The 12986-nt window shown below is 63.3% G+C and carries 18 protein-coding genes and 1 tRNA gene; 13 read left to right on the top strand and 6 right to left on the bottom strand.

The window, feature by feature from the left end:
• Nucleotides 1-19: 19 nt before the first annotated feature.
• The 6 genes from QDT69_RS06000 (at nucleotide 20) to QDT69_RS37190 (ending at nucleotide 4089) form a co-directional block, all read left to right on the top strand.
• A tRNA-Arg gene (locus tag QDT69_RS06000) sits at nucleotides 20-96 on the top strand.
• Between the two features lie 180 nt (nucleotides 97-276).
• Complete coding sequence (locus tag QDT69_RS05995; RefSeq protein WP_279705721.1) at nucleotides 277-666, top strand: DUF1330 domain-containing protein; 390 nt, start codon at nucleotides 277-279, stop codon at nucleotides 664-666.
• A gap of 219 nt (nucleotides 667-885) precedes the next feature.
• The gene (locus QDT69_RS05990) at nucleotides 886-2202 is read left to right on the top strand and encodes a glycosyltransferase family 87 protein (protein WP_279705720.1); all 1317 of its coding nucleotides are present in this window, start codon (nucleotides 886-888) and stop codon (nucleotides 2200-2202) included.
• A 264-nt stretch (nucleotides 2203-2466) separates the two neighbouring features.
• A complete protein-coding gene (locus QDT69_RS05985) occupies nucleotides 2467-2601 on the top strand; it encodes a hypothetical protein (protein WP_279705719.1) in 135 nt (44 codons plus the stop codon).
• 296 nt (nucleotides 2602-2897) lie between these two features.
• Nucleotides 2898-3353 (top strand): DUF992 domain-containing protein, encoded by a 456-nt coding sequence (locus QDT69_RS05980; RefSeq protein WP_279705718.1) that lies wholly within the window; start codon nucleotides 2898-2900, stop codon nucleotides 3351-3353.
• A gap of 547 nt (nucleotides 3354-3900) precedes the next feature.
• Entirely contained in the window at nucleotides 3901-4089 is a 189-nt protein-coding gene (locus tag QDT69_RS37190; RefSeq protein WP_347952026.1) for a hypothetical protein, read from the top strand.
• 407 nt (nucleotides 4090-4496) lie between these two features.
• Here the strand turns inward: QDT69_RS37190 and QDT69_RS05970 are convergent, their stop codons facing one another.
• Entirely contained in the window at nucleotides 4497-4910 is a 414-nt protein-coding gene (locus QDT69_RS05970) for an SRPBCC family protein (protein WP_279705716.1), read from the bottom strand.
• 222 nt (nucleotides 4911-5132) lie between these two features.
• Here QDT69_RS05970 and QDT69_RS05965 point away from each other — a divergent pair, with 222 nt between their 5' ends.
• Nucleotides 5133-5438, top strand: a complete 306-nt coding sequence (locus tag QDT69_RS05965; RefSeq protein ID WP_050419661.1) for a hypothetical protein — start codon at nucleotides 5133-5135, stop codon at nucleotides 5436-5438.
• 27 nt (nucleotides 5439-5465) lie between these two features.
• On the opposite strand, the gene QDT69_RS05960 is transcribed toward QDT69_RS05965, so the two are convergent.
• Together QDT69_RS05960 and QDT69_RS05955 are read right to left on the bottom strand one after the other, a co-directional pair.
• Nucleotides 5466-6101 carry a 2-dehydro-3-deoxy-6-phosphogalactonate aldolase gene (locus tag QDT69_RS05960; protein WP_279705715.1) on the bottom strand — a complete coding sequence of 212 codons (636 nt, stop codon included), beginning with the start codon at nucleotides 6099-6101 and terminating at the stop codon, nucleotides 5466-5468.
• Between the two features lie 10 nt (nucleotides 6102-6111).
• Entirely contained in the window at nucleotides 6112-7026 is a 915-nt protein-coding gene (locus tag QDT69_RS05955; RefSeq protein WP_279706173.1) for a 2-dehydro-3-deoxygalactonokinase, read from the bottom strand.
• 556 nt (nucleotides 7027-7582) lie between these two features.
• On the opposite strand from QDT69_RS05955, the gene QDT69_RS05950 reads away from it, so the two are divergent.
• Complete coding sequence (locus QDT69_RS05950; RefSeq protein WP_021079279.1) at nucleotides 7583-7759, top strand: hypothetical protein; 177 nt, start codon at nucleotides 7583-7585, stop codon at nucleotides 7757-7759.
• Nucleotides 7760-7856: 97 nt separating this feature from the next.
• Here the strand turns inward: QDT69_RS05950 and QDT69_RS05945 are convergent, their stop codons facing one another.
• Both QDT69_RS05945 and QDT69_RS05940 read right to left on the bottom strand, forming a co-directional pair.
• Complete coding sequence (locus QDT69_RS05945) at nucleotides 7857-8126, bottom strand: hypothetical protein (protein WP_279705714.1); 270 nt, start codon at nucleotides 8124-8126, stop codon at nucleotides 7857-7859.
• Between the two features lie 142 nt (nucleotides 8127-8268).
• A complete protein-coding gene (locus QDT69_RS05940; RefSeq protein ID WP_279705713.1) occupies nucleotides 8269-8445 on the bottom strand; it encodes a hypothetical protein in 177 nt (58 codons plus the stop codon).
• A gap of 187 nt (nucleotides 8446-8632) precedes the next feature.
• Here QDT69_RS05940 and QDT69_RS05935 point away from each other — a divergent pair, with 187 nt between their 5' ends.
• Together QDT69_RS05935 and QDT69_RS05930 are read left to right on the top strand one after the other, a co-directional pair.
• Complete coding sequence (locus QDT69_RS05935) at nucleotides 8633-8854, top strand: hypothetical protein (protein ID WP_146985805.1); 222 nt, start codon at nucleotides 8633-8635, stop codon at nucleotides 8852-8854.
• Between the two features lie 225 nt (nucleotides 8855-9079).
• Nucleotides 9080-9436, top strand: a complete 357-nt coding sequence (locus QDT69_RS05930; protein WP_050419656.1) for a DUF6481 family protein — start codon at nucleotides 9080-9082, stop codon at nucleotides 9434-9436.
• 60 nt (nucleotides 9437-9496) lie between these two features.
• Here QDT69_RS05930 and QDT69_RS05925 read toward each other — a convergent pair whose 3' ends face one another.
• Complete coding sequence (locus QDT69_RS05925) at nucleotides 9497-9742, bottom strand: pentapeptide MXKDX repeat protein (protein WP_279705712.1); 246 nt, start codon at nucleotides 9740-9742, stop codon at nucleotides 9497-9499.
• Nucleotides 9743-10061: 319 nt separating this feature from the next.
• Here QDT69_RS05925 and dctP point away from each other — a divergent pair, with 319 nt between their 5' ends.
• The 3 genes from dctP to QDT69_RS05910 all read left to right on the top strand — a co-directional run.
• Nucleotides 10062-11084 (top strand): TRAP transporter substrate-binding protein DctP, encoded by a 1023-nt coding sequence (dctP, locus tag QDT69_RS05920; RefSeq protein WP_279705711.1) that lies wholly within the window; start codon nucleotides 10062-10064, stop codon nucleotides 11082-11084.
• Nucleotides 11081-11635, top strand: a complete 555-nt coding sequence (locus QDT69_RS05915; protein ID WP_279705710.1) for a TRAP transporter small permease — start codon at nucleotides 11081-11083, stop codon at nucleotides 11633-11635. The genes dctP and QDT69_RS05915 overlap by 4 nt, the downstream gene beginning before the upstream one ends.
• On the top strand, nucleotides 11632-12986 hold a 1355-nt coding region (locus QDT69_RS05910), incomplete at its 3' end, for a TRAP transporter large permease (protein WP_074129132.1). The genes QDT69_RS05915 and QDT69_RS05910, both read left to right, overlap by 4 nt.

The following is a 12986-nucleotide window of genomic DNA, read 5'->3' as shown; positions in this document are numbered from 1 at the left end:
GGTGCTACAAGGCGGCCACGGTCCCGTAGCTCAACTGGATAGAGTAGCGGATTTCTACTCCGCGGGTTGCAGGTTCGAATCCTGCCGGGATCGCCAGTCAAAACTTTTCTGTCGGAATTGCAATCGGTTGACGGGCTGTTAGTCACCGTTTCGAAAACGGTTAGTCACTCGATGTTCTTCACCTGTTTCTGAGCTTGCCGATTGCTCCCGGCCCGCCGCATCATGGGCGCGTGCCTACCCTCTCCCGGCCGGTTACCGGCAAAGCTGGAGGAAATCATGAGAACTCAATACTTGATGGCATTGTCACTGCTCGGCGGCATCGCAATCGGCGGGTTCGCGTTTCAAGGTTTGCAAGCGCAAACCAAACTGAAGGCGTACAGTATCGCTGAGATCGAACCAATTGCTGGTACAACTGTTTCGCCCGCTTATATCGATGCAGCGAGAAGGGCACTGGCCGACGCCGGTGGCCGCTCAATGGGGACTTTGAAAGGTAGGGTTTTCCACGCGGAGGGCGGACCTGCGCCAATCAGTGTGGCTATGACCGAATGGGATAGTGCAGATGCCGCCATAGCATTTTTCCAGTCCGAGGTCTGGAAGGACCTTGCACCTGAAGGCGCGAAAACAGCAAAGACGATACGGCGATACATCGTAGAAGTTGAGAAGTGAGCACTAGCCTTGGTCAAATGCCTAGGCCGCCTCAGTTGGCGGCCTAATTCATTTCGGTGTCGCGTATTGGCCCCCTGAGCCGACCTCGGGACCGCGCCACCACCGAGACAGGACCACCAAGCAGCTGGCATCGGCCGGTTAGGTTAAGAACAAAACATCGTTGCCGCATCGCAGATTGCCGGGATAAACCTTGGCGTGGCGTTTGAATATTTTTGAACATTGCCCGACGGCGACACTGATTTCTTCGAGTCGCGCGAACAGTTTTACCATTTTTCAGAAGCAGCCTTGATCATGACCGGTTCGTCGAAAAAGATGCTGAACTGGGATGTTTCCGCGGGAGACGACCCGGCGCAAGCAGCAGCCTGCGCTGTCCTGTTTTGCCTCACGATCCTTGCCGTAGTGCTGATATTTGCCAGTGGCGGCAGCCATCCCGGGATCGACTTTTCGTGTTTCTGGGGCGCGGGCACGATGGCGCTCGAGGGCCGCGCGGCGGCCGCCTACGACTGGCAGCAATTGCATCAGCTGCTCATCCAGATGCAGCCAGTCACTCACACCACGTATCCTTACGATCAGATGCCGGTTCCGTTTTTCTATCCGCCGGTATTTTTCCTGGTTCTGGCACCGCTGGCGCTCCTGCCGTTTTGGATCGCGTTCTGGGTTTGGAGCGCGGCAAAGCTGCTCTGCTGGCTCCTCGTCGTTCATGCGATCCGGCCACGTTCCGCCGCAATGCTGCTTGCGCTCGCTGCGCCGCCGGTCTTCTTTGATTTCATTGCCGGCCAAAGTGCGCTGCTCGCAGCATCGCTGCTCGGTGGCATCCTGCTGACATTGGACAGGCGCCCGCTGCTGAGCGGCTTCCTGCTCGCGTTGCTCATCTTCAAGCCGCAATACGGCGTTCTGCTTCCTTTCGTGCTGATCGCAACCAAGCGCTGGCGTGTCGTCATCACGGCCAGCCTCGTGGCGCCCACCCTCATCCTGCTCACGGGGGTCATCTTCGGCTGGGATACTTTCAAGGGATTTCGTGAAGCGGCAACTTACGCGGCGACGCAGTTTCACCTCAGCGGCGCGCTGCCGTGGTACAAATTGCAAAGCAACTATGGCCTGCTTCGGTTTGCCGGCCTGGACTACGGATCGGCGATGTCGTTGCACATCGCAATCGCCTTGGCCTGCGCGATTTGGGTGCTGATCATTTGGCGCCGCCACATCAGCTTTTCGGTGCAGGCCGCGAGTCTGCTTGCGGCAACGCCGCTCGTCTCTCCTTACTTCGCCATCTACGATATGCCGATCCTGGCGATCGCGCTCGTCTTTCTCATGAATGCGAGCACGGACGACCGGATCGCGCCGCGCTCCAATCGTCGTGTCTTTCGGATCGGTGTCGGCATCGTGTTCGTGCTGGGATACGTATTCCCGCTGGTGTTGTGGCCGGTCGGCCCGTTCATGTGCGCGGCCGTGATCTCGGTCATCTTGATGAGTTACCGGCGGCGCACGGCGAGCGAGACAGCAACGGGCGCACCGTTGCGAGAGCCGGCCAGCGTTTGAGGGTCGCATCCGCAGCGGGAGGCGCCAGGCCGCGGCTGGGGCAAGGAGCTCATACGTTCGGGTCCTGCCCGTATCGCCTCCCATGAAGCCATTTTCCGGAAGCCACGAAGCCGACCGGAAACAAACCCGGCGTAGCGTCCCATTATTGGACCAAAGGGGATTCGGTCATGTGGGATTTCATCAACGAATTGTATCGGGATTTTTGCCTGGCTCGCCTGCAGGAGATGCGGAAGCTCGAGCACCATATCTGAACGGGCGCGGAGCATGGACAACGATCAGCCCTTGGCCGGCGCCATCCTCACGGCGATGGTGATTGCCGCGGTGGTCTGGGCCACCATCGGACCTCCGCCCGGGCACAAGAAGGTCAGCGGCCAGCAGCAGACGGTCGCCAGACGCTAATCCCTGTACGACTCCGGGGCATTCGAACCTTGGCGCCGGTCTTGCACACAGACCATGACTGGGATTGCGGGCCCAGATTGAAACAGGGCGCCGTCGGGACAATCCATTTCGAGCCCGGCGGCGTAGTTTTTTCCGACTGAGCATCTTGGTCGTGGCCGGCGCATTTTTGCGGCTTGGCGCAAAGGCCTACCCGTTGGCGGCAACAAAACCCCAACTCTAAAACTCTCTTAACCACAAGCGAAGGCCACGGCCGAGAACGAGGAGCGATTGCGCATCGATCGGCGTTATCCAGCACCATGCGTACGACGGGTCATTGGGTGCTGCTTGCGCTGTGCGGCGTAGTAACTCTCGCCGCGCCTGTGACGACGGCCGAAACGCAACAGGTGCAGGCCGGAACGCTCGCGTGCAGCGGCGGCCCCGATAACGGTTTCATCCTGGGCCCGGTGACCAATCTCAACTGCGTGCTGCACATCGAGAGCGCGCCGGACCGCCGCTACGTCGCAGCCTTTCCCAACCTTGGTGTTTTCATCGGCGATCAGGACGTCGCGCTGACCTGGAAGGTGATGGCGCCGGTGCCGTGGCTCGGGCTCGACGATCTCGCCGGCAGTTACGCGCACGCCAGCGGCGCCGGCGATAATGTTCTTGCCGGCGGCACGAATGCTACGATCACGTTGCATCCGCTCGATGACAAGGATCCGGCAATTCCGCCGGTGAAAATCGAGAGCCTGGAGATTCGGCCGATGGATCACTGATCGCAGCTGGAGCCGCGTGCCGACCGTCAAATGCGCAACGCCGTCCGCTTGAAATATAGGCGGACGGCGTTGCTCTTAGCCCCAGGAAGGTGATGCAAAATCCTGACGGCTCCAAGTCTGCACGTTCTGTGCCAGGCATCATGGCCCATATGGGCTATTTTGCTGCAGAGAAACGAAGGTAGGGTAAGTATCGAGGCGCTGGTGACGGTGCCTCGCGACCAAAGTGTCAACTTGGCCTCGGCGTGGCCCACGCGCTGAGGCCTTTTCTTTTTGATGTTCACGGCCTGCACTGACGTCACGTCTTGTTCTTTATCATTCAGCGCACGAATGCTTCCGTAGTTCTCCGTGCGTGAACAAAGTTCCGGCAGTGCTTGCTCCGGAATTGCCTCCGCAAAGCTATTGTGAGCGCGTGCGCCGTTCGCCGATACTTCAGGCCGTCATGGAAGATTCCGTCCAGATCCGTTGCACACGCTGCAAGAACGTCTTTCGCGATCGCGCCAAGCGGCTGCAGAACGGTTACTCGCGCCAATGTCCAAGCTGCGAGATCGTGCTGTTCTTCGACGAGGACTCGCACGATGCAAACATCAAGCGCGCGATGCGCACCGCGCGGCGCGCACGGAAGGAACTGCGTGAGAGCGAAGGCGTGAGCGCGAGAAAGGCCAGCGCCGCCCCACGGCGATATGGCGGCCGCTCGGCATCGAGCTCGCGCGGAACTGAAGACGACAGCGACGATTGAAATTGCGCCGCGGGCTTATCGGACTATCCGCCGCGGCCGGCATTCTCCGACGCGCGGTCGAGCCATTGGCGGGTCGACTCGTCACTCCAGCCAGGAACGGCGAAGCGCCCCGGCGGCGTCGCATCCGCGGGCGCACGAACCGTTGCGGGTTGCCGTGCATGGGGATGACGCCGTGGTGCGGCGTCCGCGGACGCGCATAGCACGACCAACAGACCAAGTGCCAAAACAAAGCGCATCGCATTTGCTCCCGACCACCATCGCGATCGCGCCGAGAGCGCTCTCATCTCGTCCGCTTGCTCGGCCGATGTGCCATTCCCACGCAAATCCCGCCCGCGCTCAATTCCGCGAGCATCTGGTCGCAGCCCGCACCTCTGGCGCATCGATCACGTCGCCCTCCCGTCGCCGGATCAGGATCGTGGCTTTGCCTCGACGTAGCGCTTGAAATTATCCAGGATCGCCTGCCAGCCGCCGCGCTGTTGCTCGACCGAATGGGTATCCTCGCTGTCGAAGCCGACCTGCACCTTGACGCCGCCGGCCTCGGGCGTGAATGCAACCTGCGCGGTGCGATCACCGAACGAATATTCGAGCAGCCGCTCCGCCTCGACCCGGGTGTAGGTGCCTGCGAAATCGAACCCCATGCTGCCGTCCTTGGCTTCCATCCGCGACGAGAAGGCGCCACCGGCGCGCAGGTCCACGGTCGCAGCGGTGGTGTGCCAATCGTCGGAAGCCGCATTCCATTGCTTGATGTCGTCGGGGGTGGTGTAGGCGCGCCAGACATCCGCGATCGGCGCGGCAACGATGGTTTCGACGGCAATCCTCATATGCGTTCCTTCGTCCTGATTGGATGAAATGGGTGCGCCCCTGGCGCCCGGCCGGGCGGCGGATCGCGGTCACTCTACTAGGGCTCTCCGCGATGATCCACCAGCGGGCAGCGCCCGCCGGCAAGGAGCCGTTCGACGAACCAAATGGTTGGTGGCCAGCACAAGAATTTCGTCAGGAATGACCGTGTATGGAAGACGGGTCCAATGCCCGGAGAGGACGTCATGCGGAACCTGAATACTGTGCTGAGCAAGCTCAACGACCGCCTGCTGCGGTTGGAGGGCGAGCTGTTCGTGCTGCGATCGATCGCCCGCGCAGCCCTCACCGCCGGCGACGAATCCGCTGTCCGCACCCGCAAACTGCTCGAGGGCGCCAAGCTCGCGCTGTCAGACGAAGCCGAGCGACCGCTGGACGCCGCGACCGAGAAATACGTCGCGGCTGCGATCGCCATGGTCGACGAACTGCTCGAGAGCCCTCGCGAGGCGGCGCCGCTGTTCAGGGTGATCGACGGCGGCAGGCGCGACGATTAGTCCGCGATCACAAGTTACGGACCGGGCTCAGCTCGCGCCCTGCACGGCCCTGTCATACGCCTCGATCGTCATCTTCGCTCGGACCGCAACATCCGCCGCCGTCATGCCCGGCTTGTAGAGGCTGCTGCCGAGGCCGAAAGCGCGAATGCCGGCCTTCACATATTCCGCGAAATTCTGGTCCGAGACGCCGCCGACGGCGGCGATCATCGCATCCGCCGGCAGCACGGCGCGGATCGCCGAGATGCCGGAGGCACCGAGCACGCTCGCCGGAAAGAATTTCAGGCTCGAGGCACCGGCACGCGCCGCAAGCAGCGCTTCCGTCGGCGAGAACACGCCGGGCATCGTGACCATTGCGTAATCGCGGGCCCGCTTCAGCACGTCGACATCGACATTCGGCGATACCATCAGGCGCCCGCCGGCGTCGTGGAGACGATCGACGTCAGCGGCTGACAGCACCGTGCCGGCGCCGATCAGGACATCGGCAGACGCCCGCTTCACCGCGATCTCGATCGAGCGGAACGGCTCGGGCGAGTTCAGCGGAATCTCGATCGCGGTCATCTCAGCCTCGATGAGCGCACTGACGATGCCCAGGGCCTCGTCCGGCCTGATGCCGCGCAGGATCGCAACCAGCGGACGCTTCATCGGCGGAAACGGAATACTCATGCGTTATCCCTCAATTCTCCCAGAGCGCCGCCGCAGCGCCGGCGAGGCCACGGCGAACCGCCTCCTCCGCATCCATGACGTTGAGCGGAATCGAAAGGCGTTGCAGCGCGATCCGATAGAGCCGTTGCAGGCGGCCCGACGCGATCAGCGTCACCGGCGTTGTCTGCTCCCGCTCCGCAAGGCCGGCCGCCAGTTCGGCGCCGATCAACGTGCCCGAGATCGTCTCGCGCGCGGCCTGCGCGCTGCCGCCGAACAACAATTGCCGCGATCGCACCCGAAACAGCAGGTTGGCTGATAACGCTGGCGCAGCGAACGCCTCCATGACGGCCGAGCAAAACGCATCGGCATCGACAGCCTCATCCGCGCCCGCGATGGCGTGTGACAGGATGGTGTCGCGCGCGACCGCGCTGAACAATTCGCCGGTCATGAAGGTCGCAAAGCGTTCGACTGTGCCTCCGCGCAGTCGCACCCATTTGGAATGGGTTCCCGGCATGCAAACGAGGGCGTCATCCGGCGCGTCCAGGCCGAGCGCGCCGAGCAACTGGGTCTCCTCGCCACGCATCACGTCGGGAGCCGCGGCATCGCGCTGTGCGATCCCCGGCAGGATGCGAATGTCACGCGCCTGCCCGCTGACCACGGCGGCGCCCTTGAGGACGTCGGAGAGGTGCGCCGGCGTGTCGATATAGCCGGCCTCGACCCAGCCCTGCCGTGCACCCGCCATGCCGCAAATGACCACTGGCAGATTGGCCGGCGCACCCAGCGCGTCGAGATGCGATTGCAGCACGGAGGCAAAGCCGGTCCTGGCGGCCGTCGTCATGCCCTCCTCGCTGCGACGTTCGCCGAACACCTGGCCGCCGGCATTCATCAGCCAGAGCCGGAAGCTGCTGGTGCCCCAATCGACCGCGACATAGGAAGGCCCGCTCACCGCGCTCTGTTTCACGCTCTCAGTTTCCGGCGCGGCAATGGCGCCGCTGCTGAGGCGCGATAAAGGCCTTCCTCGCGCTGCGCAAGGCGGCCCGTTGCCGTGATGGCTCAAGGCTCCGTTCGCGGCGGCGCATGCTCAGGCCGGCTACCGCGCACCTCTCAGCGTACACGAGGTCGTACAGGTCGTGACGTTGCCATGGTCACACTTGATGCAGGTGTTGACGCACTGATCCATGACCTTGGGATTATACTGACTGTAGAGATTGGCCGCACAGCTGTTGGTCGATCCGGTGACCTCCGGGTCGTTCCAGCAACCGGACAGTAAAAATGCTGCGGCACTCAAAATGGCGACCTTGCGCATAAGGCCTCCTGCCACGCTCTAACCAAGTAACCTTGATGGGTTAGGTTAAGATCCGGTTTCAATTGCGACCTTATTCGGAAGCAGTATTGCTTATCCACCGGACATTTCCCCAAGGTCCGGGCCCACACCGGCAAGGCCGTCAGGCGACCCCGCCTGGCGGCTTTGTTGCCCAGCAATGCACAAGGATACCAACAAGATGGCCCGAAAGCCGCGGTGGTCGTTCAAGGAGGACCGACGACTGATGGAATTGGCGCGCTCCTCCAAGACACTGGAGGAGGTCGTGAAGGCGACCGGCCGTTCGCCGGAGCGAATCAAGAAGATGGCGATGCGCCTCGGCCTCTCCATCAAGCCGCGTGGCGCCACCAAGAAATGATTTGAAATACAGCCGCCGCGACGCGCCAGCGGTCCAGGGCCCGTCCGAGCGAAATGGGCACCGGTTGGTGTGACGACGACGCGTCAGCAAGCAAAACCTAGGGCTCGGGCGGACAATCGTCCTTGGCCCGCACTGGGATCGCCTTGACCTCGGCGTCGACTTTGGCCTCGCGCTCGGTCTCGTCTGCCCGGGTGCAGGTGGTCAGCACGAAGGCCACCCTGCTGCACTGCCATCCGGGGCCCAACCCCGCGCTCGACACCTGTTCGGGCGATGCCAGCGTGAGGGACGCATACGCAACCAAAACGGCACCCGCCGCACCTGCGGCAGCCAGCGCCGCGCCCTTTCCGGACCACAGCTTGGATATCATGGCCTTGGTTCCCGCCGATCTCTGGGACGAAATGAGGCAGCCCGCCTGTCCGCGTGTGACCGGAATCACAACCGGGACCAAACAGTTCAGCCCGAGTCTTTAGGTTTGATGTGGGAGTAATATTGCACTGCCGCAAGGCGGGTCAGCGTGCCGGCTCGATCACATTACAGTTGGAGCGGCCCGACATCACGCAGTCCTGCAACTTGCTCGCCGCGGTCAGGCTGTGCGCAAGCCAGAGACCGACCGCGAGCATGACCGCGGCCACCAGCAGTCCGATCAGCGCGCCCCGGCGGCTGCCTCCATCTTCGGGTTCGCTCATCCTTGTTTCGGTTCCCGGTTGCAACGCCCGCATCATGACGGTTTGCACGGTTGCGTGCGATCAATTCTGCAACAGTGGCACAGCGAAATGCGCAAGCCGCGGCTACCGGTGCCGCAATTCGATTGCGGGCAGCGGCGACTCGCGAAACACTACCCGCTGAAGTGGAGCGCGTGTGCGGGGCGTGCCGGTGAGCGAACAAGAAGCGACTTACGATTATCAGCGTTACAGGCAGCTGCTTTCGGAGGCTGTCGACGAAACCAGCAGGCTGCGACTGATCAGCCTGCTGATCAGCGAAAAGGCCCGCGACAGGCTGGAAGTCCAGCGCGCCTCGGACCGCAGCGCGATGACCGCCGAGACGGTCGCCAAGGTACTGGGCAACGGCCGGCGCGAGCAGATTCAGCGCGGCTAGACCTTTCGGCAGATCCAGACTTGTCGGCAGATTCGGTGACCAACCACTCACCACGCCGGCAGCCAGGCGGGCGTAACCTCCGCCATCGGCCATTTGCTGTCCGCTCATATCTCCCTTGCTCCACAGCCCTCCGTTCGCCACTGGCAATTTCTGCGCCGTTCACTTATTGAAGCGCCGAACCCAACCCCATCCATCACCCGAACAGAAAGCAGCAAGGCTTCCTCTATGAGTGGCTTCAAGGAACCGGGTTTTGCCGACCGCCAAAAAGCGGCCCTGCAGGCGCGGCAAAACCTCCTCAACAAGTTTCGCGCCCAGCCGGGAGCTGACGATCCCGCTGTGAAGGCACGTGCCGACGAGCGCGCGGCGATCGCCGAACGCCGCACCAAGGCCAAGGAAGCCCGTGAGGCCGAAAAGGCCGAACAGAAGCGTCGCGAGGAAGAGGCCGCCGCTGCCGAGGCCGCCCGCATCGCGCGCGAGAAGGAAGAGGAAGCCGCTCGCGAGGAGGCGCTGCTCGCCGAGCAGAAGGCCAAGCGTGACGCGCGCTATGCGGCGCGCAAGGAGCGCGGCAAGAAGAAGCGCTAACGCGCAACCAGGCAGGCCCGCCACGATTGCGGGCCTGCGAAGGATGAGCGAGGCTGGCGATCAGTTCTTCTTCATGCCGTCGTCTTTCTTCATCATCGCGCCGCCGTCCTTCTTCATGGCGTCGTCTTTCTTCATGCCATCGTCCTTCTTCATCGCGTCCTTGGACATGGCATCCTTGGACATCGTGCCTTCCTTCTTCATCGCATCGTCGTGGCCCATCTTGTCCTGAGCGAAGGCGGCGGGCGCGAGCGCGAGGCTGAACGAGAGCAGCGCGGCGGAAAAGCCGAGGCGGGTCTTGGTGGTCATGATGGTGGTCCCTTGTGTGGTCGGATGTGAGCGCGACGACTTGCCGCTCTCTACTCGACGCACTTGCGCGGGCCGTTGTTACCTCCAATAACAAATTCTTGAGCCGCAACGGCACGCACCCGCGAGGGTTGCGTAGCTGGCGCGCAGTGTGCGCCGCAACATCAGCAAGCCCCCGATGCCAGGACTTGCCGCCGCATATCGGCCCGCACTATCAGGGCGGCTCAACTATCAGACTAGAGAATATTCACGCGAAGACCGGCTAAGCTGAAGCTCCGCGCCGATCTAACAGCCACTCAAGAAGCCCCTCAGGGAAACAACCATGCTCACACGCCGCCACGTCCTCGCTTCCGCCCTCGCCGCACCCGCGATCCTGCGGATGGGTGTCGGGACCGCACACGCCGCGACCACGCTGAAGATCTCGCACCAGTTCCCCGGCGGCACGATCGACAAGGGCGATTTCCGCGACCGGCTGTGCCGGATGTTCGCGGCCGAGGTTGCCAAGCGCTCGGGCGGCGATCTGACCGCGGAGGTCTATCCGAACTCCTCGCTGATCAAGACCAACGCGCAGTTCTCGGCAATGCGCAAGGGCGCGCTCGACCTCAGCCTCTATCCGATGCCCTATGCCGGAGGCGAGTTGCCGGAGACCAATATCGGCCTGATGCCGGGCCTCGTCACGACCTACGACCAGGGCCTGCGCTGGAAGAAGGAGCCGGTCGGCAAGGCGCTGACCGACTTCCTCGCCGACAAGGGCATTCTGTTGATCTCCTGGGTCTGGCAGGCCGGCGGCGTCGCCAGCCGCTCCAAGGCGATCGTGGCGCCCGAGGATGCCAAGGGCCTGAAGGTGCGCGGCGGCTCGCGCGAGATGGACATGGTGTTGCAGACCGCCGGCGCCGCCGTGTTGTCGGTGCCATCAAACGAGATCTACGCCGCGATGCAGACCGGTGCCTGCGATGCCGGCATCACCTCCTCCACCAGCCTGATCTCGTTCCGCCTCGAGGAGGTCGCGAAGTCGCTGACCTCGGGCGCCGGCGCCTCCTACTGGTTCATGCTGGAGCCGCTGATGATGTCGAAGGCGATCTTCGACAAGCTGCCGAAGAACCAGCAGGACATCATCCTCGCCGTCGGCGCCGAGCTCGAGGCGTTCGGCCGCAAGGGCGCGCAGGACGACGATGCCGAGGTCGCCAAGGTCTATGAGAAGGCCGGCGCCAAGGTCAGCGCGCTCGATGCCGCCACCGTCGGCAAGTGGCGCGACATCGCGCGCGACACCGCCTGGAAGGACTACGGCGCCAAGACGGCGACCGCCGCCAACCTTCTCAAGCTCGCAAGCGACGTCGCCGCATGATGCATGGTCCGGTCGTGGATCAGGCCGAAGCCTCGAGCGTGGCCACGGGCAATACGCCTGTGGCTCTGCTCGGGCGCGCGCTGTCCGTCTGCAACAACATCATCGTGGTGTTCGCCGCCCTCGCCCTGATCGCGGCCTGCGTGATCCTGAGCTATAGCGTGCTCGGCCGCGCCCTGTTCCACAGCCCGAACTACTGGCAGGACGAGGCCGCCGTGTTCCTGTTGGTCGGCGCCACCTTCATGACCTCGGCCTATGTGCAGAGCCAGCGCGGCCATGTCAGCATCGAGGCGTTCGTCGGCCTGCTCTCGGCTCGCGCCAACGGCATCAGGCTGTGGCTGGTCGATGTCGCGAGCTTCGCGTTCTGCACCTTCTTCGCCTGGAAATCCTGGACCCTCGCGCACGAGGCCTATGTCGACGGCCAGGTCTCCAACTCGATGTGGTCGCCGCCGCTTGCCATTCCCTACGGGCTGATGGCGCTCGGCATGACGCTGCTCTGCGTGCAGCTCCTTCTGCAGATCCTCATTCCGTTGACTGGTGGCGCGCGTCGATGACCGTGTTTGGTATTGGCATCTCCTACGGGCTTGCCACCCTGTTTGCGATGTTCTCCGGCATGCCGATCGCATTCGCGCTCGGCGCGGTTGCCGTCGTGTTCATGGCGATCTACATGCCGGCGGCCTCGCTCGATACGGTGACGCAAAACGTCTACGAGGAGATGGCCTCGATCACGCTGCTGTCGATCCCGCTGTTCATCCTGAAGGGCGCGGCGATCGGCAAATCGCGCGCCGGCCAGGATCTCTACTCGGCGCTGCACGCCTGGCTGCACCGCGTCCCCGGCGGCCTCGGCGTCGCCAATGTGTTCGCCTGCGCTCTGTTCGCGGCGATGGCCGGCTCTTCGCCTGCGACCTGCTCGGCGATCGGTTCGGCCGGCATTCCGGAGATGCGCAAGCGCGGTTATTCCGGCGGCTTTGCCGCGGGGATCATCGCCGCCGGCGGCACCCTCGGCATTCTGCTGCCGCCCTCGATCACGATGATCCTGTTCGCCGTCGCAGCCGAGAAATCGCTCGGACGGCTGTTCCTCGCAGGTATCGGCCCCGGACTGCTGCTGGTGTCGTTGTTCGGCTTCTACGCCGTGTTCCGCTTCCGCAAGGAATACGCGATGGCCAAGGCCGCCTATGACGCGACCGGCAAGGACGCCGCGATCCTGCAGCGCGACGAGTTCACCATGGCCGAGCGCTTCAGCGCGCTGCCGCGCGTGATCCCGTTCGTGCTGCTTTTGACCGGCGTGATGATCGCGCTCTATGGCGGCTACGCCACGCCGTCGGAGACCGCCGGCCTCGGCGGCCTCTTGGCGCTCGGGCTGATCGCCGTGATCTACAGCGTGTGGAAACCGAGCGACCTGTCGCCGATCCTGAAATCGACTATCCGCGAATCCACCATGCTGATGCTGATCATCGGCATGTCGCTGCTCTATTCCTACGTGATGAGCTATTTGCACATCTCGCAGTCGGCAGCGGAAGCCATTGTCGCGATGCACCTGCCGCGCTGGGAGCTGTTGTTCGCGATCCTCGTGATGGTGATCGTGCTCGGCTTCTTCCTGCCGCCGGTCTCGATCATCCTGATGACCGCGCCGATCATCCTGCCGCCGCTCCGCGCCGCCGAGTTCGACATCATCTGGTTCGGCGTCGTCATGACCATCGTGATGGAGATGGGCCTGATCCATCCGCCGGTCGGCCTCAACATCTTCGTCATCCGCAACGTCGCGCCCGACATCCCCCTGAGCGAGGTGATCTGGGGCACGCTGCCGTTCGTGCTGCTGATGATGTTCGCCGTGCTGATGCTGTGCTTCTTCCCGGAGATCTCGACCTGGCTGCCGAACCTCGTGATGGGGCCGGACGGCGGGCG

Source organism: Bradyrhizobium sp. CER78 (assembly GCF_029846235.1).
Classification (GTDB): domain Bacteria; phylum Pseudomonadota; class Alphaproteobacteria; order Rhizobiales; family Xanthobacteraceae; genus Bradyrhizobium.
This window is presented reverse-complemented; position numbering and strand designations above follow the sequence as displayed.

What these genes read in the sequence shown, in the direction of transcription:
- QDT69_RS05965 (WP_050419661.1), top strand. Translation starts at nt 5,133, where the DNA reads ATGCGGAACCTGAATACTGTGCTGAGCAAGCTCAACGACCGCCTGCTG.
- QDT69_RS05970 (WP_279705716.1), bottom strand. Translation starts at nt 4,910, where the DNA reads ATGAGGATTGCCGTCGAAACCATCGTTGCCGCGCCGATCGCGGATGTC.
- QDT69_RS05945 (WP_279705714.1), bottom strand. Translation starts at nt 8,126, where the DNA reads ATGATATCCAAGCTGTGGTCCGGAAAGGGCGCGGCGCTGGCTGCCGCA.
- QDT69_RS05960 (WP_279705715.1), bottom strand. Translation starts at nt 6,101, where the DNA reads ATGAGTATTCCGTTTCCGCCGATGAAGCGTCCGCTGGTTGCGATCCTG.
- QDT69_RS05925 (WP_279705712.1), bottom strand. Translation starts at nt 9,742, where the DNA reads ATGACCACCAAGACCCGCCTCGGCTTTTCCGCCGCGCTGCTCTCGTTC.
- QDT69_RS05915 (WP_279705710.1), top strand. Translation starts at nt 11,081, where the DNA reads ATGATGCATGGTCCGGTCGTGGATCAGGCCGAAGCCTCGAGCGTGGCC.
- QDT69_RS05980 (WP_279705718.1), top strand. Translation starts at nt 2,898, where the DNA reads ATGCGTACGACGGGTCATTGGGTGCTGCTTGCGCTGTGCGGCGTAGTA.
- QDT69_RS05950 (WP_021079279.1), top strand. Translation starts at nt 7,583, where the DNA reads ATGGCCCGAAAGCCGCGGTGGTCGTTCAAGGAGGACCGACGACTGATG.
- dctP (WP_279705711.1), top strand. Translation starts at nt 10,062, where the DNA reads ATGCTCACACGCCGCCACGTCCTCGCTTCCGCCCTCGCCGCACCCGCG.
- QDT69_RS05985 (WP_279705719.1), top strand. Translation starts at nt 2,467, where the DNA reads ATGGACAACGATCAGCCCTTGGCCGGCGCCATCCTCACGGCGATGGTG.
- QDT69_RS05995 (WP_279705721.1), top strand. Translation starts at nt 277, where the DNA reads ATGAGAACTCAATACTTGATGGCATTGTCACTGCTCGGCGGCATCGCA.
- QDT69_RS05940 (WP_279705713.1), bottom strand. Translation starts at nt 8,445, where the DNA reads ATGAGCGAACCCGAAGATGGAGGCAGCCGCCGGGGCGCGCTGATCGGA.
- QDT69_RS05930 (WP_050419656.1), top strand. Translation starts at nt 9,080, where the DNA reads ATGAGTGGCTTCAAGGAACCGGGTTTTGCCGACCGCCAAAAAGCGGCC.